Source organism: Polynucleobacter sp. JS-Mosq-20-D10 (assembly GCF_018687755.1).
Taxonomy (GTDB): domain Bacteria; phylum Pseudomonadota; class Gammaproteobacteria; order Burkholderiales; family Burkholderiaceae; genus Polynucleobacter.
The window spans coordinates 107,659-131,733 of record NZ_CP061305.1 but is presented as its reverse complement, the minus strand read 5'-3'; the positions used below and the strand labels follow the sequence as shown (position 1 = coordinate 131,733).

General features: G+C 44.1%; 22 protein-coding genes and 1 tRNA gene. 12 read left to right on the top strand and 11 right to left on the bottom strand.

Annotated elements, in window-relative coordinates; translation table 11 throughout:
- The first annotated feature begins 7 nt into the window (after positions 1-7).
- Complete coding sequence (locus FD967_RS00745) at positions 8-1,792, top strand: M61 family metallopeptidase (protein WP_215326191.1); 1,785 nt, start codon at positions 8-10, stop codon at positions 1,790-1,792.
- On the top strand, positions 1,792-2,568 hold the full coding sequence (locus FD967_RS00740) for a uracil-DNA glycosylase (RefSeq protein ID WP_215326190.1): 777 nt from the start codon (positions 1,792-1,794) through the stop codon (positions 2,566-2,568). The genes FD967_RS00745 and FD967_RS00740 overlap by 1 nt, the downstream gene beginning before the upstream one ends.
- On the opposite strand, the gene FD967_RS00735 is transcribed toward FD967_RS00740, so the two are convergent.
- On the bottom strand, positions 2,565-2,846 hold the full coding sequence (locus FD967_RS00735) for a hypothetical protein (RefSeq protein WP_251369051.1): 282 nt from the start codon (positions 2,844-2,846) through the stop codon (positions 2,565-2,567). The genes FD967_RS00740 and FD967_RS00735 overlap by 4 nt on opposite strands.
- Positions 2,847-2,865: 19 nt before the next feature.
- Between FD967_RS00735 and hemA the strand changes: the two genes are divergently transcribed.
- The 6 genes from hemA (at position 2,866) to FD967_RS00705 (ending at position 9,162) form a co-directional block, all read left to right on the top strand.
- Positions 2,866-4,182, top strand: coding sequence for a glutamyl-tRNA reductase (gene hemA, locus FD967_RS00730; protein ID WP_215326189.1), 1,317 nt, complete (start codon positions 2,866-2,868; stop codon positions 4,180-4,182).
- Positions 4,183-5,262, top strand: coding sequence for a peptide chain release factor 1 (gene prfA, locus FD967_RS00725; RefSeq protein WP_215326188.1), 1,080 nt, complete (start codon positions 4,183-4,185; stop codon positions 5,260-5,262).
- 10 nt (positions 5,263-5,272) lie between these two features.
- The gene (prmC, locus tag FD967_RS00720; protein ID WP_215326187.1) at positions 5,273-6,121 is read left to right on the top strand and encodes a peptide chain release factor N(5)-glutamine methyltransferase; all 849 of its coding nucleotides are present in this window, start codon (positions 5,273-5,275) and stop codon (positions 6,119-6,121) included.
- Between the two features lie 103 nt (positions 6,122-6,224).
- Positions 6,225-6,533, top strand: a complete 309-nt coding sequence (gene grxD / locus FD967_RS00715; protein WP_215326186.1) for a Grx4 family monothiol glutaredoxin — start codon at positions 6,225-6,227, stop codon at positions 6,531-6,533.
- A 28-nt stretch (positions 6,534-6,561) separates the two neighbouring features.
- A complete protein-coding gene (rmuC, locus tag FD967_RS00710; RefSeq protein WP_215326185.1) occupies positions 6,562-7,836 on the top strand; it encodes a DNA recombination protein RmuC in 1,275 nt (424 codons plus the stop codon).
- Positions 7,837-7,863: 27 nt separating this feature from the next.
- Complete coding sequence (locus FD967_RS00705) at positions 7,864-9,162, top strand: MFS transporter (protein ID WP_251369050.1); 1,299 nt, start codon at positions 7,864-7,866, stop codon at positions 9,160-9,162.
- 20 nt (positions 9,163-9,182) lie between these two features.
- On the opposite strand, the gene FD967_RS00700 is transcribed toward FD967_RS00705, so the two are convergent.
- The 8 genes from FD967_RS00700 to petA all read right to left on the bottom strand — a co-directional run bounded on the left by FD967_RS00700 (position 9,183) and on the right by petA (position 14,600).
- Positions 9,183-9,905 (bottom strand): hypothetical protein, encoded by a 723-nt coding sequence (locus FD967_RS00700; protein WP_215326183.1) that lies wholly within the window; start codon positions 9,903-9,905, stop codon positions 9,183-9,185.
- A gap of 13 nt (positions 9,906-9,918) precedes the next feature.
- Positions 9,919-10,482 carry a hypothetical protein gene (locus tag FD967_RS00695; RefSeq protein WP_215326182.1) on the bottom strand — a complete coding sequence of 188 codons (564 nt, stop codon included), beginning with the start codon at positions 10,480-10,482 and terminating at the stop codon, positions 9,919-9,921.
- Positions 10,483-10,567: 85 nt separating this feature from the next.
- A tRNA-Thr gene (locus FD967_RS00690) sits at positions 10,568-10,643 on the bottom strand.
- A gap of 17 nt (positions 10,644-10,660) precedes the next feature.
- Positions 10,661-11,062, bottom strand: coding sequence for a ClpXP protease specificity-enhancing factor (locus FD967_RS00685; RefSeq protein ID WP_215326181.1), 402 nt, complete (start codon positions 11,060-11,062; stop codon positions 10,661-10,663).
- A gap of 31 nt (positions 11,063-11,093) precedes the next feature.
- Entirely contained in the window at positions 11,094-11,705 is a 612-nt protein-coding gene (locus tag FD967_RS00680; protein ID WP_215326180.1) for a glutathione S-transferase N-terminal domain-containing protein, read from the bottom strand.
- A gap of 78 nt (positions 11,706-11,783) precedes the next feature.
- The gene (locus FD967_RS00675) at positions 11,784-12,557 is read right to left on the bottom strand and encodes a cytochrome c1 (protein WP_215326179.1); all 774 of its coding nucleotides are present in this window, start codon (positions 12,555-12,557) and stop codon (positions 11,784-11,786) included.
- A 29-nt stretch (positions 12,558-12,586) separates the two neighbouring features.
- Complete coding sequence (locus FD967_RS00670) at positions 12,587-13,987, bottom strand: cytochrome bc complex cytochrome b subunit (RefSeq protein ID WP_215326178.1); 1,401 nt, start codon at positions 13,985-13,987, stop codon at positions 12,587-12,589.
- Positions 13,988-13,997: 10 nt separating this feature from the next.
- A complete protein-coding gene (gene petA, locus FD967_RS00665; protein WP_046329429.1) occupies positions 13,998-14,600 on the bottom strand; it encodes a ubiquinol-cytochrome c reductase iron-sulfur subunit in 603 nt (200 codons plus the stop codon).
- Between the two features lie 136 nt (positions 14,601-14,736).
- On the opposite strand from petA, the gene mscL reads away from it, so the two are divergent.
- Entirely contained in the window at positions 14,737-15,159 is a 423-nt protein-coding gene (mscL, locus tag FD967_RS00660) for a large conductance mechanosensitive channel protein MscL (RefSeq protein WP_215326177.1), read from the top strand.
- Between the two features lie 56 nt (positions 15,160-15,215).
- Here the strand turns inward: mscL and FD967_RS00655 are convergent, their stop codons facing one another.
- A complete protein-coding gene (locus FD967_RS00655; RefSeq protein WP_215326176.1) occupies positions 15,216-17,471 on the bottom strand; it encodes a tetratricopeptide repeat protein in 2,256 nt (751 codons plus the stop codon).
- A gap of 259 nt (positions 17,472-17,730) precedes the next feature.
- On the opposite strand from FD967_RS00655, the gene FD967_RS00650 reads away from it, so the two are divergent.
- The 3 genes from FD967_RS00650 to FD967_RS00640 are packed head-to-tail and all read left to right on the top strand — an operon-like array spanning position 17,731 to position 22,701.
- Positions 17,731-19,593 carry a tetratricopeptide repeat protein gene (locus FD967_RS00650; RefSeq protein WP_215326175.1) on the top strand — a complete coding sequence of 621 codons (1,863 nt, stop codon included), beginning with the start codon at positions 17,731-17,733 and terminating at the stop codon, positions 19,591-19,593.
- The gene (locus tag FD967_RS00645) at positions 19,590-20,339 is read left to right on the top strand and encodes a hypothetical protein (protein WP_215326174.1); all 750 of its coding nucleotides are present in this window, start codon (positions 19,590-19,592) and stop codon (positions 20,337-20,339) included. Before FD967_RS00650 ends, FD967_RS00645 begins: the two co-directional genes overlap by 4 nt.
- Before the next feature lie 13 nt (positions 20,340-20,352).
- Positions 20,353-22,701, top strand: a complete 2,349-nt coding sequence (locus tag FD967_RS00640; protein WP_215326173.1) for a tetratricopeptide repeat protein — start codon at positions 20,353-20,355, stop codon at positions 22,699-22,701.
- Positions 22,702-22,797: 96 nt separating this feature from the next.
- On the opposite strand, the gene FD967_RS00635 is transcribed toward FD967_RS00640, so the two are convergent.
- Positions 22,798-24,066, bottom strand: a complete 1,269-nt coding sequence (locus FD967_RS00635; protein ID WP_215326172.1) for a porin — start codon at positions 24,064-24,066, stop codon at positions 22,798-22,800.
- Positions 24,067-24,075 lie beyond the last annotated feature (9 nt).

The following is a 24,075-nucleotide window of genomic DNA, read 5'->3' as shown; positions in this document are numbered from 1 at the left end:
CAAACTGATGAATAAATTGAATACCCCTGATCTTCCTGAAATCCAATACACCATTTGGTCGGCAGATTTACACGGTCACCGCTTCCATGTGAAGTTGCGCATTGAGAATCCATTGCCCAATGGACAGATTCTACAAATGCCTGCTTGGATTCCGGGAAGTTATTTAATACGTGATTTCAGTAAACAAATTGAAACGATTGAAGCGTTTGCGCTTGATCAGCCGAATGAAGCGCTAGTCTTAGATCGAATTGATAACGATCAGTGGCGCTTGCCTAAGATCGCTGGTGCAGTAGAAATCCTCACAACGGTGTATGCATTTGATTCTTCCGTGCGGGCTGCCTATCTGGATACTGAGCGTGCTTTTATCAACCCTAGTAGTTTATGTTTAGCAGTCAAGGGGCAAGAGTCTTTACCCTGTGCTGTAGTGTTGGTTCCTCCCAAAGATACTTGCACGAACTCCTGGACTGTTCAAACGGGCTTACAGCCAGCCAAAGTAGATGATCAAGGTTACGGCTTTTATCTCGCTAAAAATTATGATGATCTCTTAGATCATCCGGTTGCGATGGGTGAATTTCAGATTGCTCATTGGCAATCAAATGGAGTTTCACATGCCATGGCTATTCAAGGCTGTATCCATGAAGTTGATCTGGAGCGCCTAGCAAAAGATCTTCAGGCAATCTGTACCTGCACCATTAATCTCTTTGAACCAAAGACTAAGAAAGTACCTTTTCAGAATTATTTATTTTTGGTGAATGCAGTCCTCTCTGGATATGGCGGACTCGAGCATCGCAACAGCACAGCTCTTCTGTGCCGTCGTGATCAGATTCCCCAAATAAATTCACCACTTGATGAGGTATCCTATCGTGAGTTTCTAGGCCTCTGTAGCCATGAATACTTCCACGCTTGGTTAGTAAAACGTATTCAGCCAAAAGCATTTCAACCTTATCAACTCGATCGCAGAAACCATACTCGTTTACTGTGGTTATTTGAAGGCTTTACTAGTTACTACGATGATTTGCAATTGTTCCGCAGCAAACGCATCGATCTCAAAACCTATCTCAAGCTAGTTGCTAATAATTGGAATGGTATTTTGCGTGGACCAGGTAGATTGAAACAAAGCCTTGCCGATAGTTCTTTTGATGCATGGACAAAATACTATCAAGCCGATGAGAATACGCCGAATGCAGTCGTGAGTTATTACGGCAAGGGGGCATTACTAGCGTTGGGCTTAGACCTTAAGATTCGAGCATTTACAGAGAACTGCCAGTCCCTAGATGATTTAATGCGTCTCATTTGGCAAACCCATGGAGTAACGCTTGATGGCATTACTGAAGAAGGCTTAGATGAGTTGGTACTCAAACTACTTGGGAAGGGATTCTCCAAAACTTGGAATGAATTTCAATCTCGCTATATTTTTGGCACTGAAGATATTCCAATTCAGAAATGGATTCATTCGCAAACCATTTCAGTGAAACAAAAAACCCATTCCAAGCTTGAGAAGATCAAACTTCAATTCGGTCTGCGCCATGCTGAATTTGGTGGCTGGCTAAAGGTAACTCACGTACTCGATGGTGGAGCTGCACAATTAGCTGGCCTAGCCACTGGAGATCTTTTAGCTAGCATCAATGGTGAACGCATTACTGCGGCACGTTGGGATAATGTCTTGTCTAGTTTGATCACAGGACAAATCATTCAGATTTGCTTTTACCGAGATGACCTACAGCATGAGTGCATCACCACTCTTGAGGATGACCAAATTCCAGCCCAGTACACCCTCACGCCAACTGAGTAATGTATTCATTTTCTGCGGCTGATATTCCAGAAGATTGGCGCGCCCTACTCGGAGATTATTTTGAATCCCCTGAGTGGCAAATACTACAGACCAATCTGAGAGCTGAGTTCAATACAGAGCTGGAGAAGATTTGTCCGGAGCCTCAATATTTCTTCAAAGCACTGACATTAACCCCGCTTACCAAAGTCAAGGTCGTCATCTTGGGGCAAGATCCATATCACTCCCCTGGACTAGCGCAGGGCTTGGCTTTTTCTATTCCGAGCAATATTCCGACAAGTTCTCGCCAATTTCCGAGCTCCTTACGCAATATTAGTAAAGCGCTAGTGCTGGAAGGTTTTGGCACTCTTCCCACCGGTGATCTTCACCCATGGGCTGAGCAAGGCGTCCTGCTCCTCAATACGGCTCTCAGCGTCAAATTGGGTGAGGCCGCTAGTCATGCCAACCTCGGCTGGAAATCCCTGATTGATAGACTGATTAGTGGCTTGGCACAGCAAAAACTATCTTTAGTGTGGATGCTGTGGGGCGGTCATGCCCAATCCAAGCTCCCCCTGATTGAGGCAGCACCAGGTCAATTGATTCTGCAATCCTCCCATCCTTCTGGGCTGGGGGTCTATAAAACAGATCGACCCTTTCTGGAGCCCGGAGCAAAAGCAAGTTGCGGACACTTCACTAAAGCCAATGAGTGGCTCGTGAAACACCAAAAAAGCCCTATTTGCTGGGTTACCTCAAACAAGTCCACATCCAGCGTTACACCTCAAGCTACTCTCTTTAATTAACGATTAGCCACTGCATGGAGGCAGCCGGCCAAACATGCTGCCACTATGGCACTCAACCATTCCAGCATCTGGCCCGACTGAAATAAACCTGCAAATTGCCCTACATATGAGCTCGCTAAGGCAGCTGTGAAGCCAATCAAAGCAGCCATGAGGAATTTCTTAATATTGGGCTTAGATTGACGTTTTCCTGGGTAAAAAACCAAGGCAGATACACCAGTTAAGCCACCAATCACCAGAAAAGCTAAAAACCCCATTGCTACCCCCATTGTTGCTGACATCAAATCTATAATCACCATTATGAAGTTGTTGACACTCGGCATCAATCATCACACAGCGCCGGTCGCTATTCGGGAAAAGGTCGCCTTTGACCCTGAATTTCTTCAAGAAGCGTTGCACGATCTTCGCCAACATCTCGTTGGCGCGAATCAGGCCGGCCTGCCTGAGGCCACAATTCTGTCTACCTGCAATCGAACTGAACTCTACTGTGCAGCTAATGATGCAGATGCAGCCAGCCTTTTGCATGAAGCCACTTTTGATTGGTTAGCTAAAACCCAACAACTTGCACCAAGCAGTTTAGAGCCACATATTTACTCACTACCGCAGTCTGATGCGGTACGCCATGCTTTTAGGGTGGCCTGCGGATTAGATTCAATGGTGATTGGCGAAACCCAAATCTTAGGGCAGATGAAAGATGCTGTGCGAACTGCAAATGATGCAGGCGTCCTTGGCACTTATCTCAATCAACTCTTTCAGAAAACCTTTGCTGTTGCAAAAGAAGTTCGTGGCTCGACAGAGATTGGTGCGCACTCGATTTCAATGGCAGCGGCATCCGTTCGATTGGCTGAGCGCATTTTTGAAAGTATTGCAGACCAACGCGTTCTGTTTATCGGCGCTGGCGATATGATCACCTTGTGCGCTACCCATTTCGTAGCTCGTAAGCCTAAAGTAGTAGCAATTGCTAATCGCACGATTGAACGCGGACAAGAATTAGCAGACTCGATTTCTATTCAAGATGTTGAGGCAGAATCATTCAAGCTCTCAGATTTGCCAAGTCGATTGCATGAATTTGACATCATCATTTCGAGTACAGCATCATCACTGCCGATTATCGGATTAGGAATGGTGGAGAGCGCTCTTAAGCAACGTCGCCGCAAACCCATGGTCATGATTGATCTAGCGGTTCCCCGTGACTTTGAGCCAGAAATTAGCCGCTTAAATGATATCTATTTGTATACTGTCGATGATTTAGGTGTGATGATTCAGACGGGCGCCTCTTTACGCCAAGCAGCTGTGAGTCAGGCAGAAGCCATTATTGAAGATCGGGTTGGTAATTTCATGCACTGGATGCAAGGTCGCAAGACTGTGCCACTCATTCAGGATATTCAGCAACAAGGCGAGCACCTCAGGCAACTTGAACTAGATCGCGCGATGAAACGATTGATGCGTGGTGAAGATCCTCAAGAGGTTCTCAACGCAATGGCGCAGGGCTTAACTAATAAGTTCCTACATGGTTCATTGCATGCTTTACAACATTCCAATGGCGCTGAGCGTGACGCCCTGATTAAGTTGCTTCCCAAATTATTCGCCTCGCACTCCAAGCCAGAAGACCATTAGATGAAGCCCAGCATGCGGGCTAAGCTAGACCACCTAGACACGCGCTTAGCCGAACTCAATTCCTTACTAACAACCGAAGAGTCCACCAAAGATATGGACAACTATCGGAAGCTCACGCGTGAGCATTCTGATATTGCGACGGTAGTAGAGCAATTTGGCCTGTACAAACAAGCTGAGGCTGATGCTCAAGCTGCAGAAGAGATGCGCAAGGATCCTGACATGAAGGACTTTGCTGATGAAGAGCAGAAACAAGCTCAAGCCACCATGGAAAAACTTGAAGGCATTCTTCAAAAACTACTCCTACCCAAAGATGTCAACGACGAACGCAATGTCTTCCTAGAAATTCGGGCGGGTACTGGTGGTGACGAGAGTGCCCTCTTTGCCAGCGACCTACTTCGCATGTATACGCGCTTTGCAGAACGCCAGGGCTGGAAAGTGGAAGTCGTCAATGCAGCCGAATCTGATCTTGGTGGCTATAAAGAAGTTGTTCTCCGCTTAGTAGGTCAATCCGTCTACTCACGACTCAAATTTGAGTCCGGTGGCCATCGCGTACAACGTGTTCCCCAAACAGAAACTCAAGGGCGCATACATACTTCGGCTTGCACAGTGGCAGTGATGCCAGAAGCAGATGAATTAGAAGCGGTCAAAATTAACCCTGCTGAATTACGCATCGATACTTTCAGAGCTTCAGGTGCCGGTGGTCAGCATATCAATAAAACAGATTCTGCTGTGCGTATCACCCACTTGCCCACTGGCACGGTAGTGGAGTGCCAAGATGATCGCAGTCAGCACCGTAATCGTGAACAAGCGATGAAGGTGCTTGTCTCACGCATCATGGATGCCCGCGAGCGTGAAAAACATCAGTTAGAAGCTCAGACCAGAAAGTCTCTAGTTGGCACTGGTGATCGTAGTGATCGCATTCGTACATATAACTTTCCGCAAGGTCGTATTACCGATCACCGCATCAATCTCACGCTTTACAAGATTGATGCCATGATGGATGGTGATCTCGATGATCTTTGTAATGCCTTGGCGTCTGAGCATCAGGCGGAGCTTCTTGCAGCACTTGGCGATAGTTAATACAAACAGGATGGGTTTCAGCCATTCTTTAAGAGAATTAATTAGCAACTGCGAATTGCCTGCTAATGAAGCGCGAATATTGCTAGCCCACCTACTTGAGAAGTATTACCAACTTCCACGCTCTGCCTTACTATCCCGTGATGACATGTCTTTGAATGAGCAAGCTTTTGAGGAATGGGTAAGACTAGTCTCCAGAAGAATGGATGGCGAGCCCATCGCCTATATCTTGGGCAAGAAAGGCTTTCATCATATTGAGTTACAGGTTGGTCCTGGGGTGCTGATTCCCCGCCCAGAAACTGAGCTCCTTGTAGAAATTGCCCTTACTGAAATTGCAAAATTTAACAAACATACAAGAGTATTAGATCTCGGTACAGGCTCCGGCGCTATTGCACTCTCTATCGCAAGCGCTATGCCACTGGCGTCACTGATTGCAACAGATCAATCGACCGAGGCTTTGGCTATTGCAAAGCAAAATGCACAAACTTTGAACCTGTTAGATCAAGTCCAGTTTTTACTAGGTAGTTGGTATGCGGCGTTGATCGAACCAAGCCAATTTGATGTGATTGTCAGCAATCCACCCTATATTGCCCATCAAGACCCCCACCTCACTCAAGGGGATCTGCGCTTTGAACCTGAATCCGCCTTGACCGATTACGCTAGCGGGTTGAGCTGCTTGGAGGTCATTATTGCTGGAGCAGATCAATACCTAAAACCTGGTGGCTTGATTGCCATCGAGCATGGCTTTGATCAATCTGAGGCTGTAATGGAGCTTATGAAAGTAGCAGGTTTAATAGATGTGCAGGCGCACCTCGATTTAGCAGGCCACTACCGGGCTGCTTCTGGACGAAAAAAGCTCTAAAACCAACCCAGGGTATTAACCCTTTTCTTCAGATAGCCTTAAAATTAACCCATTATCGGCTGTAAATTATCATCTTTAAATGGCATCAATTTAGGAAAAAAATATGGACACCCAAGCAAAAATTCAAGAAATCGTTACTAGCCATCCCGTTGTATTGTTTATGAAGGGTAATGCCCAGTTTCCACAATGTGGCTTTTCCGGAAACGCGATCAATATTTTGCGCGCAAGTGGTGTGCAGACTCTTCATACTGTTAACGTTTTGGAAGATGAAGCAATTCGTCAGGGCATTAAGGAATTTGCTAACTGGCCAACTATTCCTCAGCTCTACATCAATGGTGAATTCATTGGTGGCTCAGACATCATGACTGAAATGTTCGAAAGCGGTGAGTTGAAAAAGCTTGTACAAGCTTGATTACACAAAATCTGCATGGCTCATATTTGTGACTTTTGACTTAATCTCTCTTTTACTATTTGGCCTGCCATTCAGTTTATGTGCAGGCCTTTTGGTATATGTGCTCAATTTACGCTCAGCCCTCACTAGAGTTGAACAACAAAATCAAAATGATGTTGCGCTTTCTGCTAGCTTAAGAATAGAGCGTGATCAGGCATTGCAGAATGCCATTCGACTTGAGGCAGCACTGGACTCCGAGCGTAAACAGGGCTTAGGAAGAATTGAATCCCTCAATGAGGCTAAAGAGGCGCTCACCAGTCAATTCAAAAATCTTGCCAATGAAATTTTGGAAGATAAGTCCAAACGATTCACCGAACAGAATGTAGCTAACCTAGACGCACTGCTTAAGCCACTACAAACTAAGCTTTCGGAATTTAAAGAGCAGGTAAATACTTCATATGGCAACGAAGCACGCGAACGCTTTGCCCTTAAGAGTGAGATCGAGCGTCTAGCCAATCTGAATTTACGAATGTCAGATGAGACACGCTCCCTGACCCAGGCGCTGAAGGGCGACTCCAAAGTACAAGGTAATTGGGGTGAATTGGTTTTAGAGTCCATTCTTGAGTCTTCTGGCCTGCGTAAGGGTGAAGAGTACCTAGTTCAGGATAGTCACACGCAAACCGATGGTTCACGCCTTCAGCCTGACGTTGTCGTCAAACTACCGGAGGGTAGAAGCTTAGTAGTTGATAGCAAGGTTTCTATTACAGCGTATTCACGTCATGCTGAGGCTTCTGATCCAGTGGTAGCTGAGCAAGAACTCATGGCCCACATTCAGTCCCTTCGACAACACATTCAAGGACTTTCAAGCAAGAACTACAGCGCTTTGTATGGCACTGGCTCAGTAGACTTCGTGTTGATGTTTGTGCCCATTGAGCCTGCATTCCTGCTAGCCCTCAAGACAGCGCCTAATTTGTACCAGGAGGCACTAGCCAAGAATATTGTGCTGGTATGCCCAAGTACTTTGATGGCAACCTTGAGAACTGTTGCGCACCTGTGGCGTCAAGATTCACAAAACCGCAACGCTCTAGAAATTGCAAAACAATGTGGCACGCTCTATGATAAGTTTGTTGGCTTTGTTGATGATCTTGAAAAACTCGGTCAACGCCTAGATCAAGCCCAAACAAGTTATCACGATGCCTTTAGTAAACTCAAATCTGGTAAAGGTAATCTCATTCGCACTGCAGAGAAGGTGCGCGAGCTTGGCGTTAAGCCTAGTAAAAATTTATCTGCACCCTTAATTGAATCATCAAGCGACTCTGAATAAAAATTGACTGCTACGAGTACGTCAGCATTGCCAGCATCATCTCACTCTTATAGAAAGGTTGCTATTGCAGCCTGCTTTGGCACCTTTCTAGAGTGGTACGACTTTCTGACCTTCGCAACTCTTGCGGTGGTCTTTGGTCCTCTTTTCTTTCCCTCAAGCGATCCTAGTACAGCGCTTTTAGCCAGCCTAGCAACATTCGGTGTTGGCATGGTGGTAAGACCCATTGGAGCAGCGATATTTGGCAGTATTGGCGATCGTATTGGGCGGCGCCCAGTGTTTATGATCACCATTACCCTCATGGGTATTGCTACGGTATGCGTTGGTTTTTTGCCGACCTATGCCCAAGTTGGCATCTGGGCACCCATTCTGCTGGTTAGCCTAAGACTCTTACAAGGCCTCTCAGCAGGAGGAGAAATTGGCGGTGGTGCAGTCTATCTAACAGAGCATGCTGGTCAAACTAATCGCGGCTTTAAGACAAGCTTCTTGCAGCTCATGGGGCCACTGGGCATCCTGGTATCCACACTCCAAATTGCCTTGCTGCAAACCTATCTTACCCAAGAAGAATTTCTATCGTGGGGGTGGCGTGTGCCTTTTTGGGTTTCACTGATTCTGCTGTTGATTGCATTTAAAGCCCGCATGGCTCTAGAAGAGACGCCGATCTATTTGCATTTAAGCAAAATGCATACTCAATCAAAAAGTCCGTTGCGAGATAATTTCAAAGACCCTGAGACCAGAAAAAGAATGTTCCTACTTTTCTTTTGCGTTTCAGCAGGTGGGGCGATACTATTTTTCTGCGTGCAAGTCTACACTTCTATATTTCTAAAAACCGTAGTGAAATTGCCCCCTCAGCTAGTGGACCAATTGAGTGTTTATGCAACAATTGCTCTACTACCACTTACTATTTTTGCGGGCTGGCTATCCGATAGGATCGGCAGAAAGCCCGTGGTTGTCAGCGGCCTCATTCTGGGGGCTACATTAATACTACCGGCATTTTACTTACTGAAAAATTTGAATAGCAATTCAATGATCACCATTGCTGGAATATTAATTGGCCTATCCATCATTCTTGCGCTTGTCGTTGGCCCACAAACTGCACTACTTGCAGAACTCTTTCCGGCAAAAACCAGAAACAGTGCGGCAACGCTTCCTCATAACTTAGCAGCCGGCTGGATAGGCGGACTTCTCCCCTTAATTGTTACCTGGCTCAATCATGAGTGGGCTAATGACCTAGCAGGTCTAATGTATCCAACGTTTTTCTTGGGGATCGGCGCTTTAATGGCAGCACTTTATTTGCCAGAAACTAAGCAATCTAATTTACACAAGTAATAAGATGTGCAATATATTTCTTAAATATATTGCCAATTTCCTAAAAGTACAGGCGTAAACATTGCATCGGATCTAACTCCAAAATATTTTGGAACATTTTCCCCAATACCCAACTGCTCAACTAAATTTGAAAATACCGAATCAATCAAAACCAGCGCTTTAGCGTTTTCTAAGACTTTTAGCCAATCAAAAATATTGTCTGTTACTTCCGATATTTCAATAATTTGATACCCTTTATTTTTGGCGTCATCGACATTAAACTTTTTCGAAAAATCTGACCCCTGCTGGTGGATGACCATGTATTTCTCTTGCTTAACTAATTTATCAAATAAATTACTTTCTCTATCTATATTCCTTTTTAGACAATTTGCTAAAGTCCATTTTTTTGAGAAAGGGACATTGCTAACTGCATATTTATATTGATCAAACTTTAGAGTTGACTGAAGCAATTTATTAGGCAAGTCCTTATGTGTACTTAGGTAGTGGTACAGCGATAACACCTTATTGACACTAACTTTATGCAAAATATCCATCGGCACTTGATACATATAGTCGAAATTTATTGGGTCTGACCACCCAATTCCAATCCAGTTGACCCAAGGAGTAGCCTCTTGGAATGAAGGCAAAAAACTTTCATTAATTGGCCAAAAAACCTCATCCCCACTCTCGTAAAAATGCCTTGCAATCGGCAACGCGATGATGATGTCTCCAAGACCACGTGACTGTATTAGACCAATTTTCATATCGTATAAAAATTTATTTTTTGTAAATACGGCAATTCATGTGGACCTCAGTTATCACATTGTTCTGACCCATGGCGATAATATTTAGTTGCTCTTCCTTAATTTTCCCGGATATTAACTGTTCATGCCAATAGGGATGAAGAAGGTTTTTCACTTCCTCTATTCGAATATCCACACCAAGATAATGCGCTAGTGTTGTGGCTGCAGATATACCCCCAGCCTTCCACTCATCATTTAACTTCTTATCGAATAGGCTTATTGATTGTGGTGTTATGGGTCTGCAATGGGTTGGGTCGCCCAAATAATCGTCACTTCGAGGATGGGGAACGTGTATTACCAGCAATGCCCCATCTTTTGACACTCTATATATTTCCTTGATTATGGTTAAATATAGATCGGTGGACTGCCCCATATGCTCTAAAGCATGAATGAAGCGCATTTCTTCACAAGAATTATCAGCCCACGGCCAAGGCGTTATCTCTAAGTCAACTAACTCATCAACTGATTCAGTTTTGAATTTGTCAACATTTATAAACCCCTCCAACCTCTTGTTTCCACACCCCATATGTAGCTTCATAATCAACCCTAAGTTATATGCACCTGACACAGAACCACTAAGGAAAAAGGCCCACTTGCAACGAAGCAGTGAGCCTTATATTTTTTGGTGCCCCTTGTCCGACTCGAACAGACCACCTACTGATTACAAATCAGTTGCTCTACCAGATGAGCTAAAGGGGCAACGGGAATATTTTAACCTATTTCACAATTGTTAAGGAAGGTCTGCTTGCTTTTGGCTTTTCAGCATTCTCGGGGCTGACATCTTTGAGTTTGTCGGCCTGACTTGCATCAAAGGGAAAGGACATTCCCTGGCCATTTTCTCGGGCATAGATTGCTAAAACATGACTCACTGGAACCATAATTTTTCTTGGCACTCCGCCAAATCTTGCCTGAAAACTGATCCAGTCGTTATCCAAATTCAGCTGGTGACAGGCCTCAAGGGAGAGATTTAAAACAATTTCATTCTTCTTCACAAACTCCATCGGCACTTCAACACTAGAGTCCACAAAGACAGCCATGAAGGGCGTAAAACCAAAATCCGTGCACCACTGATGTAGGGCACGGATTAGGTAGGGTTTATTGCTTGGAATATCAGACATGCTTATTCTGCCAGCCTGAGTAATGAGCCGCTTAGCGACGCATTACCTTTTCTGATGGAGTCAATGCCTCAATGTAGGCAGGTCTGCTGAAAATACGCTCAGCGTACTTCAAGAGTGGGGCTGCATTGCGTGAGAGATCAATGCCGTAATGCTCCAAACGCCACAATAAAGGAGCGATTGCTACATCAAGCATAGAAAACTCTTCACCCAGCATGTACTTATTCTTCACAAAAATGGGTGCAAGCTGAGTTAAGCGATCACGAATCGCTAAGCGCGCTTTTTCATGAGACTTCTCAGCTGCTTTGCCTTTTTCATTCTCTAGGGCTGCAACGTGTACGAACAACTCTTTCTCAAAATTGAAAAGGAAGAGGCGTGCGCGTGCGCGAGCAACAGGATCAGGCGGCAGTAATTGCGGATGAGGAAAACGCTCATCAATGTATTCGTTGATGATATTTGACTCATACAAAATCAAATCACGTTCGACCAAGATTGGAACTTGGCCATAAGGGTTCATCACCGAGATGTCTTCTGGCTTGTTAAACAAGTCCACATCACGGATTTCAAAGTCCATGCCTTTTTCGAAAAGCACCAGACGGCAGCGTTGCGAGAATGGGCAGTTTGTGCCCGAGTACAACACCATCATAAATTTATTTCCTTAAATATCTACTTCAATACATCAAACGCACAAACAACTGCGACTTTAACTCTTAAAAACCTTAGCTTAGTGAATGTCTTTCCAGTAAGCCTTATTCAAACGTGAAGCTACCAGCGTGAAGATTGCCAAGAAGATCAGCACAATCACACCCAAACGCTTACGCTCAAGTTGCACTGGCTCAGCCATCCATGACATGAAGGCAACCAAGTCAGCAATGTTGTCGTCATACTCTTGTGACTTCATTGTTCCTGGAGTCAACTGCTCAAATCCAACAAATTTTTTCTCTACACGGCTTGCATCGTGTGGATCCGGACGCTCTTCAAACTTTGCAGCTCGCTCACCCTGCAACTGCCAAAGAACATGAGGCATACCAACGTTTGGATACACCAAGTTATTCCACCCGGTTTGAGTGGTGTCATCTTTGTAGAAAGTACGGAAATAGGTATAGAGCCAATCCGTGCCACGTGCTCGCGCTTCAACAGACAAGTCTGGAGGAGTTTTACCAAAGAACGCCTTGCCATCTTTGGGTGACATTGAAATAGTCATCAAGTCACCAACTTTAGCGTCCGACAAAATTAAGTTATCTTTAATTTGCTGATCTGTCAGACCAATGTCACGTAAGCGGCTATAACGCATGCTAGTAGCTGAATGACAGTTCAAGCAATAGTTCACAAATATCTTGGCGCCGTTTTGCAAAGAAGCATTGTTGCTAACGCGATTTGGTGCAGTCTCCAACGGGAAACCACCCTCACTTGCATTTGCAGTTAAACCAAAACCAAGGGCGGCAATCAAGACTGTCGCCTGACAGACGCCCATTACAGTGTGCAAAATTCGTTTCATACTAGTTCCTAATTTCTCGGGTATCTGAATTAATGGGACTTAAAAGTAACGCGAGTTGGAACTGGCTTGAACGTACCAAGCTTGCTCCAGAAAGGCATCGCCAAGAAGAAGCCCAGATAATAAATAGTACAAATCTGAGAAATCTTTTCAAATACTGGTGATGGCGCCTCGATACCCAAATAACCCAAAATCACAAAGGTCACGACAAAGATGCCATAGATGTATTTGTGGAACTGTGGGCGGTAACGAATCGATTTCACCGGAGAATGATCTAACCATGGCAAGAAGAAGAGGATCACAACGGAGCCACCCATAATCACAACACCCCAAAACTTCGCATCAAACGCATAGAAACCGGCAGCCAATACCAATGCGATTGCTGCACATGCGCCTTTGACTTTGAAATCATTAGACTTCAGGGCGAACATCGACAAAATCACCGCCAAGAAAATCCACAATGGCAATAAGAAGTTAGATGTTGTTGCGCGTAGCATTGAATAGAACGGTGTGAAATACCATACCGGTGCAATGTGCGTTGGAGTAACGAATGGATTTGCTGGAATGAAGTTATTCGCTTCCAAGAAATATCCACCCATTTCTGGAGCAAAGAAAACAATCGAGGCAAAAATGATCAAGAAACCACCCAAATACATAACGTCATGAACGCTATAGTACGGGTGGAATGGAATGCCATCAACTGGATGGCCATTTGCATCAAGTGTATTTTTGATTTCTACGCCGTCTGGATTGTTGGATCCTACTTCATGCAATGCAAGAATATGTGCAGCTACCAAACCGATCAAGACGAGTGGAATAGCAATTACGTGGAATGCGAAGAAGCGATTTAAGGTTGCATCACCGACTACGTAGTCACCACGCAACCACAAAGATAGATCTGGGCCAATCAATGGAATGGCAGAGAACAAGTTCACGATCACTTGAGCGCCCCAATAGGACATTTGACCCCATGGGAGCAAGTAACCAAAGAATGCTTCACCCATCAAGCACAAGAAGATTGCGCAACCAAAAATCCAAATTAACTCACGTGGCTTGCGATATGAACCGTAGATCAAGCCACGGAACATGTGCATGTAAACCACTACAAAGAACATTGAAGCGCCAGTGGAGTGCATGTAGCGGATCAACCAGCCCCATGGCACTTCGCGCATGATGTATTCAACAGATTCAAAGGCCTTAGCTGCATCTGGCTTGTAGTTCATTACCAAGAAAATGCCGGTAATGATCTGAATTGCCAACACAACTATAGCTAACGCGCCAAAAATATAGAAAAAATTCAGGTTTTTTGGAGCGTAATACTCACTCATGTGACGCTTAAATGCATCAGTCACAGGTAAACGCGAATCAACCCACGCCATCAGTTTCACTGCGGCGGATGCGTTTGCTGGGACTTCTTTTTCTTGAAATGCCATTTATATCTCCTTAGGCCTTCTTATCTTCGCCGACCAGAATTTTGGTGTCGCTCAAATACATGTGTGGCGGCACTTCCATATTGTCTGGTGCTGGTTTGTTTTTAAATACGCGGCCGGCCATGTCAAAAGTTGAGCCATGGCATGGGCAGAGGAAGCCGCCCTGCCACGTATTAGGCAAAGAAGGCTGAGCGCCCGCCTCAAACTTGGGCGTAGGCGAGCATCCTAAATGGGTGCAAATACCAACTACAACCATATATTCAGGCTTAATTGAGCGCCATTGATTTTGCGCATAAGGCGGGGTAAATTGGGCAGGATCCCTTAAAGAATCAGGGTCTGCGAGCTCTGCATCAATCTTGGAAAGCTCGGCAACTTGCTCAGGAGTGCGGCGCACCACCCAAACTGGCTTACCGCGCCACTCAACCATACGCATTTCGTCTGGCTGCATACCGGATATATCGATCTCAACAGCAGCTCCGGCGGCTTTGGCGCGCTCAGAAGGCTGAAAACTGTCCACAAAAGGGTAAAGGGCTGCAGCTGCACCAACACCGCCGACTGCTGAAGTGGCGATCAACCAATTACGGCGATCCTTATCCATACTGGGCTTGTCACTCATTTACAAAATTCCTCGAAAAGAGCATTTATAGGTAAAAATACTTAAAGGTGAGATTTTAAAGTAAAAATGGGGTATTCATCAAAGTTATGGGGTTAATTTTGAGTTAACCTCAATCCATGTGAAATGAAAGGTATTTATGGCCGTTTTAAAGGAATTTCGGGACTTTGCAGTTAAGGGTAACGTCATTGATTTAGCGGTTGGTGTAATTATTGGCGGGGCTTTTGGAAAAATTGTTGATTCCCTAGTAAACGACATCGTCATGCCGGTAATTTCGACCCTTTTAGGGGGTCATATCGACTTTACAAACCTATTTGTAGTTTTAGGTCATATTCCAGAAGGAGTTCCTAGAACATTTGACGCCCTAAAAAAAGCTGGGGTTCCAATCTTTGCTTATGGCAATTTCATTACCATTTCCATCAACTTCATCTTATTGGCATTTGTAATTTTTCAGATGGTGAAGTTAGTGAATAAAGTTAGACTAATGGATGCCCCTCCTGCAACCCCAGAAGCCGAGGACATTATCTTATTGCGAGAAATTCGGGATAACCTTAAGAAATAATTTTCTAATTGCGCTTAGTGAGGTCATAGGTCAAAGAGTGGATAGGGAAGCTTTAATTAATTAGGATAAAGATGTGTTACTGGTATTCCAGCCTTCGATACTCGATACATATCTTTGTAAGCACTCTCTAAGTTCCGAGTAAAAACGTGGGTGTCAAATAGCTTCGAACTCAATCTCTGTGTGCTCAACTTTTCTTTTATCAACTTAAGTTGTTCAGGATTTTTCGACAAGCTCAAGGCTAGATCAAAATATTCTGACTCACTGCTCGTAATCAACTCATGCATGCCCAAAGAACTTAGCTGACTGGCAGCAACACGAGCAGCAAATGACTTGCCAATAAGGGTCAGCACAGGAACTTCAGCCCACAAGGCATCCGCAGCAGTTGTGTGCGCATTGTAATTTGGGGTATCCAAAAAAAGATCTGCTAATTGCAATCGATTGAGGTGATCTCGCCTTTTTTCTGTGCGATCAGAGAAAATTAAGCGGTCAGAATCAACCCCCATCTGCGTCGCATAATTTTTAAGATTAATAATTACTTGCGGTGACGATTTCGAAAACCACAAGACACTATTTGGCACCTGCTGCAATAGACGCATCCAGACTCTAAATATCGCCGGGGTTATTTTAAATACATTGTTAAAGCAAGCAAAAATGAATCCTGAATTTGGTAACCCTTGACTCTGCCTACTTGGAGGCTCGTCCAACTCACCATATGATATAGCTGAATCAGCCGGGAAACAGGATCCAGGGAGGTATGCAATTTTTTCACTGTAAAAAGGCTGACTCTCACTGGGAATGCAGACCTCATCAGACACCAGATAATCGTAGAAATTAGCACCTGATGTGCCCGCATAACCCAGAAATCCAATTTGGATAGGCGCAATCCGCTTTGAAAACAACTGCATGCGATTAAGCCCGGTATGGCTATTGAGGTCAACTGCAATATCTAACATCTGATCACGAACCAAAGCCTCTGCCTGCAAACTGCTGAGACTATACAAATCAAAGGATTGCTTAAAAAGGAGTCTTAATTCATTGCCAACTTCATCGTCAGTAGCCTCATTGAGAAAGAAGCCATATATCTCAAAGTCGTCACTGTTATGAAGTTGAATAATATTTTTTACAACAAACCCTACTGGGTGACTCCTAAAATCAGATGAAAAATATCCAACTCGGATTTTATTTTTCTCTCCCCCAAGCTTAGGGGTTGCCCCATGAGTTGCTATGACATCAAACATATCTTTCACCCAGACTTCGGCTGCTTTTTTTTGAAGATCTGGAGAGTCCACGGCGGAAAGCAAAGAAAATGGAAGCGTAACCCTTTCACCTAATTCAATCTTGGAAACTAATTCATTGAAAAGATTTTCTAAGCCCTCCCAAGAGGCTATTTGTGATTTTGCGTGAACTATAAGTCCTAGCAGATCCGCATAATCAGGCTTAAGCAACATTCCCTCTTCTAAAAATGGGATTGCATCTGCATACCTGCCCATTTCGCTGAGAATAATGCCCTTATTGATGATGGCATCAAATCGGCCCGAGCCCATGGCTAGGGCCTTCTCATTAGCCTCTAAAGCGTCCTCAAGCCTACCTAATCTCAGCAAGATTAAGCCTTGGTTTGCCCAACCCTCATAAAGATCGGATCTTAATTCCAAGGCTCGCATATTCGAAATTAACGCTTCTTGAAATTGATGTCTTAATATCAAGCAGACTGTGTAATTTAGCCACCCCTCAAATGAATTGGGGCGAATACTGACAGCAGTTTCATAAATCTTTAGCGCATTGATTGTGTTCTTTTGCTCTAAATAAATCACCCCTAACTCAATGCAGGCCTCGTAAAATTGAGAATCCAACTTTAAGGCCTGCATGAATGAGTCCTTAGCCTGCTCAGCTTGGGATAAGCGCTTAAAAGCTAGCCCTTGGTTATAAAAAGATAGCTTGCACTGGGGATTAATGCTGAGTGAATGCCGAAAGGCTTCTAGCGCATCATTTGGACGTCTTAGATAGGTTAATGAAATTCCATAATTTAACCAAGCCTCTCCATTGCCAGGGGCTAATTTTGTAGCTTTGACGTGGTGTACTAATGCATCCTGATGCCTGCCAAGGGAGGATAGTGCTTTACCAAGGTTATATTGAAGGGCAGGGTCATTTGGATTAATTTTGGCCGCTTTGCTCAGATAATTAACAGCCTCCTTATCATTACCAGCAGAAGCCTTTAACATCCCGACTATTTGCAGCGCAGGAAAAAATGACGGATTTTGTTTTAAAAGGCCAAGCAACACAGTTTCAGCATAGGATGGATTACCATTTTGCAAAGCCTGAATAGCCTGGCCAAACATTACTTCAAGTTGATTCATACTTACATTTCTCTATTTAGAAGCTAGACTCTCAAGCTAGCATATTGTAAGAATGCCAATCGCTCAAGACTACTTCATTATCTTCAGAATTGAACAAGCAGTAGGTTTATGCATTGCAACAATAAGTAAAGAAACGGATAATGCCTCAACAGCACAAAGGCTTAAGTCAAGTTTCTTTGCCTAAGCCAGCATATACAAACCACATACTCGCCTGATGATGCAAACCCTTAATAAGCAACTGGAAAATGCCATCAGAAATCTCCAAGATGGTCATTTCAATGAAGCTGAATCGCTTTTATCTGCATGCTTGAAGCTCGATCCTCAAAATGCAGATATTCACCGCTTCCTCAGTATTGCAAAAGCCCTTCAAGGCAAGAATCAAGAAGCCCTTGAATCTATTAATGCCTCTATAAAAATTAATCCTCAAAATGGTATTACCCACAGCAATAAAGGCAACATATTACGCACCTTGGGCAGGCATCAAGAGGCCATAGATTGCTACCAACTGGCAATTAAGCTATTGCCGGGATATGCCGAAGCCTTCAACAATATTGGCAATCTATACCAAGAAATCAAGCAGGCGCAAGAATCTCTTCAATATTACGACCAAGCCATTCTCATTGCACCAGGTTATGCAAATGCAATGGCAAACAAATCAAATGCATTATTAAAGTTGAAACTTTACGACCAAGCCCTCGAACACATCAAGACTGCACTTCAACTCTCCCCCAATGAACCTTTTTTATTAGGGAACTATCTGCATACCAAAATGCTGTTGTGCGACTGGGAAGGTCTTGATGCGCTCTATTCCCAAGTCATTGCAGGTATGCGCTCTGGTCAAAAGACTACTGAACCATTTGGCCTGCAAGGCATCTGCGATTCAGAAGCAGACTTAGCCGTGTGTGCGCAGATCTTTGCTGCCGACCACTTTCCCGCCCAGAACCCATTGCCTGCCGTTTCTCGGCCGCCAAGTCCAAAAATTCGCATCGGCTATCTTTGTGGTGAGTTTAGGGATCAAGCTACCTCGATCCTGATGACTGGAGTCTATGAGTCTCACGATCAAGATCGCTTTGAGATTTATGCTTTTGATAACGGCTGGGATGATGGCAGCCCTTTACGTGCTCGGATCACAGCAGCGTTTACCCAGATGTTTGATATCACTCGCCTGACAGATCTACAAGCTGCGCAGCTTATTCAGGAGACGGGGATCGATATTCTTGTGAACCTGAACGGCTACTTTGGAGATGGCCGCCAAGGTGTTTTTGCTTACAGGCCAGCACCAGTACAAGTGAACTACCTTGGATTTCCAGGGACGATTGGTGCACCTTATATAGACTATCTCATTGCGGATCCCATTGTCATTCCTTCTGACAGCCAATCGTTCTACAGTGAAAAAATTGCGTATTTGCCACATTGCTATCAAGCCAACGACTTTAAGCGCATCATTTCCGATAGCGTATTGACTAGGGCAGACTTTGGCTTGCCTGAGCAAGGATTTGTCTATTGCTGCTTTAACAATAATTACAAAATTACCCCTGCCACCTTTGATATATGGATGAGGATCTTGCAAGCAAGTCCTACCAGCGTACTGTGGTTAATTGAAGATAATCCTACAGCAGGCAACAATCTACAAAAAGAGGCTGTAAAACGCGGGGTTGATGCTTCGCGCATCCTATTTGCTAAGCGACTGCCTTTAACCGAGCATTTAGCCCGCCATCGCTTGGCCGACTTGTTCTTAGATACATTGCCCTATAACGCCCACACCACTGCTAGCGATGCGCTATGGGCAGGTCTACCCGTACTCACCTGCAAAGGCAATAGTTTTGCCGGTAGGGTAGCCGCTAGCCTACTGACTGCAATTAATCTACCTGAGATGATTGCAAGCTCTCCAGCAGAGTATGAGGCACTAGCTATTGAACTGGCCCATCACCCAGAAAAACTGCAGCAAACGCGAGTTCGTCTCGAGCAACATCGCCTGACAACACCTCTCTTTAATACCACTAGCTTTACTAAAGACTTAGAAGCGGTTTATGAGGGGATGATGGGTGGGGCACAAACAAATAAAATCAAAATTCTATGAATATTGCCTTACTCCAATCTTTCCGCACTTTTGATATTCCAGAATGGGTAAATCTATGCCAAAACAGCATTCGTAATTTAGCCTCTGAAAACGGTTGGACCTATAAATTTAAAGGTGATGAATTCTTTGAATATGCACCGCAATGGGCTAAAGATACTGTCAAGGATAATAACCTTTGCACTATTTCTGACATATGTAGATTGGAGTGGATAAGGGAAGAGCTAAGGGAGTTTGATGTAGTCATTTGGACTGATATTGATATGCTCATTCTCAATAAAGATCAAATATCACTGGATCTTTCGCTGCCTTATGGATTCTCCTACGAATTGGCTTTTGACTCGGAATCAAATCCTGTTCATGGCATAAATAATGCATTTATGTTTTTCAGTAAGTCATCTCCGATGCTAAGTGAGTATCTTGACAAAGCGTATACAGCTCTCAAGACCGCAACAAAAGATGCAGTAATAGATAGAACCATTATTGGACCATCTCTATTGAAGTCTTTTTCGATTCCTAATGTAAACATCATTTACGGATTTAACATACTTAATTTTTATGCCTTGCTACGTATATGCAAAGATCCCCAAGGTGGAATTCCAGACTATATTTCATCCAACTCTGCGCACCCTATAGGAGGCGCTAATTTATGTCTTAACGAAAGGTCTTTTTTTACGGGCGAACAAAGACCGCAATATGACCATATCCTATATGTTGCGGTAAATAATTTACTTAATCTAAAAGCATAACGTAGAGTAAAGAATGATTGCAGAAGCCCTCAAATATATGCAGAGCGGAAATTTATCCGCTGCAGAAAATGTATTACACAAAATTATTAGTGCGGAAGCAGATAATGTTGAAGCATTGCAAATGCTGGCTTTTCTAAAAGCCCAATCTGGCGATCATGGATCAGCATCTACACTGCTAATGACCGCGGCTAAATTAAATCCCGCAGATATCGCAACACTGAACCATCTTATTCAGTCCTTAGAGGCGCAGGGTGATTGGCAGGCAGCAATTGGGTTTTATGAAAAGCTCATTTCTTTAGTGCCTAGTAATCTGGATATCGTATCGAACCTGGCTCGCTGTGCTTTTATGGCAAAAGATTTTTCTACATCGCTAAAAGCTATAGAGAATGCTATCCAACTCAACCCAAATTTAGCTCATCTTTGGTCTAATCGTGGCATTTTACTAAAGGAAGTCTCAAGGCATGACGAGGCATTAAAGTCGTTCGATAAAGCTCTTGTAATCGATCCAAATTATCTTGATGCAGCATATAACAAAGGTGTGACATATTTTGAGCTTAAAAAATATGCAGAGGCAATTAATCAATACCAAGAAACGATAAGAAAATTACCAACACATCTTGAGGCAACATCAAATTTAGGCGTGTGCTACAACAAACTCAATCAACATGAAAACGCAATTGCCTATTTTATTAAAGCGCTTGAGTTAAACCCAAATTACAAGGATGCATGGTTCAATAAAGGAGTTGCAGAGCAAGCTATAAAAAATTATGGGGATGCGCTCCACTCGTATGCCCAAGCCATCAGACTTGACCCAAAATATATTGATGCGAACTATAACAATGCAATCGTACTAAACATCTTGAAAAGACATGATGAATCAATAATCTCCTATAAAAAAACCATTGCAATCGATTCAAACAATTTCAGTGCGCACATTAATATTGTCATGCCATTAAGGGCATTAATGCATCATGACCAAGCCCTCGAACACATCAAGACTGCACTTCAACTCTCCCCCAATGAACCTTTTTTATTAGGGAACTATCTGCATACCAAAATGCTGTTGTGCGACTGGGAAGGTCTTGATGCGCTCTATTCCCAAGTCATTGCAGGTATGCGCTCTGGTCAAAAGACTACTGAACCATTTGGCCTGCAAGGCATCTGCGATTCAGAAGCAGACTTAGCCGTGTGTGCGCAGATCTTTGCTGCCGACCACTTTCCCGCCCAGAACCCATTGCCTGCCGTTTCTCGGCCGCCAAGTCCAAAAATTCGCATCGGCTATCTTTGTGGTGAGTTTAGGGATCAAGCTACCTCGATCCTGATGACTGGAGTCTATGAGTCTCACGATCAAGATCGCTTTGAGATTTATGCTTTTGATAACGGCTGGGATGATGGCAGCCCTTTACGTGCTCGGATCACAGCAGCGTTTACCCAGATGTTTGATATCACTCGCCTGACAGATCTACAAGCTGCGCAGCTTATTCAGGAGACGGGGATCGATATTCTTGTGAACCTGAACGGCTACTTTGGAGATGGCCGCCAAGGTGTTTTTGCTTACAGGCCAGCACCAGTACAAGTGAACTACCTTGGATTTCCAGGGACGATTGGTGCACCTTATATAGACTATCTCATTGCGGATCCCATTGTCATTCCTTCTGACAGCCAATCGTTCTACAGTGAAAAAATTGCGTATTTGCCACATTGCTATCAAGCCAACGACTTTAAGCGCATCATTTCCGATAGCGTATTGACTAGGGCAGACTTTGGCTTGCCTGAGCAAGGATTTGTCTATTGCTGCTTTAACAATAATTACAAAATTACCCCTGCCACCTTTGATATATGGATGAGGATCTTGCAAGCAAGTCCTACCAGCGTACTGTGGTTAATTGAAGATAATCCTACAGCAGGCAACAATCTACAAAAAGAGGCTGTAAAACGCGGGGTTGATGCTTCGCGCATCCTATTTGCTAAGCGACTGCCTTTAACCGAGCATTTAGCCCGCCATCGCTTGGCCGACTTGTTCTTAGATACATTGCCCTATAACGCCCACACCACTGCTAGCGATGCGCTATGGGCAGGTCTACCCGTACTCACCTGCAAAGGCAATAGTTTTGCCGGTAGGGTAGCCGCTAGCCTACTGACTGCAATTAATCTACCTGAGATGATTGCAAGCTCTCCAGCAGAGTATGAGGCACTAGCTATTGAACTGGCCCATCACCCAGAAAAACTGCAGCAAACGCGAGTTCGTCTCGAGCAACATCGCCTGACAACACCTCTCTTTAATACCACTAGCTTTACTAAAGACTTAGAAGCGGTTTATGAGGGGATGATGGGTGGGGCATCGAGCCGAAATAATACGTAATCATTGCTCCCAATAAAACCAAAACCCCACTGCATTGCTGCAGTGGGGTTTTGTTTATTGCTATTCCAATTCTTAACTGGCTAAGCCAGTCTTAAATTAGAAAGTGTGACGCAAACCTAAAGCGTAGTTATTTGCATTTGTGGATGTAAATCCAGTTGTTGATATAGCTACGTTAGAAGTTTGTGACTGACCATAGATAGCGTACAAGTTAGTACGCTTGCTGAGCCAGTAGTTAGAACCAACTTGGTAACCAGTGAAGCTAGCTGATGGATTGCTTGCACCGAATGCAGTGTACTTACCATTACCAGCACTTGCCCATGCTTCAATTGTTGGAGTGATGAAGCTACGAACACCGACCTGCTGTGCAGAACGTGAAACATACTGAGTTGCAGTAATTTGTGAAGTAGCCTTACGGTTTACCCACTGAGCATATGCCTTCAAGATACCGAAGTCATAAGTACCAGCAACATAAGTTTGGTTATCTTGAACGTTTGTACCAGTGATGTTTGAACCACCAACGCCCCAGATTGTAGCTGCGCCAGTAGTACCAGCAGCAGTTGCAGTTGCGCCTGTAGTTGTGTTCAAAGAAGCAACAGCAGTAGTGTTCCATGGATTCTTAGATGTCAAAGCTTGGTAGTTAGCTGTAACAAACAATTTATTCCATGTGTAATCCAAGCCTAAGCCCCAACCGTTTTGGTTGTTGATACCACCAGTAACGTTAGTTGCAGTAGCAGAAGTTTGGTTTGTATTGTTGTTGTTAGCTACCAACATTGCGTGTGCTTTGAAACCAGCAAATGAATCGCTATCGAGCATCATTGCGTTACGAACACGAACTGTGTAACCAGAGTTTGTATCCAAATTGTTGGCGTTGGTTGAAGCGCCAGCAGCAGTAACAGTTGTAGGTGCAGTAGAAGCAACGTAGATTACGTCACCCATGATGTTATTTGCATTGCCTGCATCAGTTGCTGCAACAGCGTTATGGAGTGGTGTGTACTGTGTACCGAAAGCTACAGCACCTAAACCATTCTTTTTCAAGCCGGCAAAAGTTTGACGGTTCATGTTGCCGCTGTTAGCAAATGAAGAGTCACCGTTTGGAGTGATTGCTTGCTCGATAGTGAAGAATGCAGACATACCGCCGCCCAAATCTTCGGAACCTTTGAAACCTAAACGGTTTGTAGACTCAGCACCGTTTGTAAATGCATTACCAGTTGCTCTAGCAACTGCAGTTGAGCCGCCTGGTGAAACACGTGAGTTACCACCTGCATAGCCAACGTCCAAAATACCATAAACAGTCACGCTTGACTGAGCTTGAGCTGCACCAGCAAATGCTGTTACTGCAGCGATTGCGAATAGCGATTTTTTCATTCTTTGAAT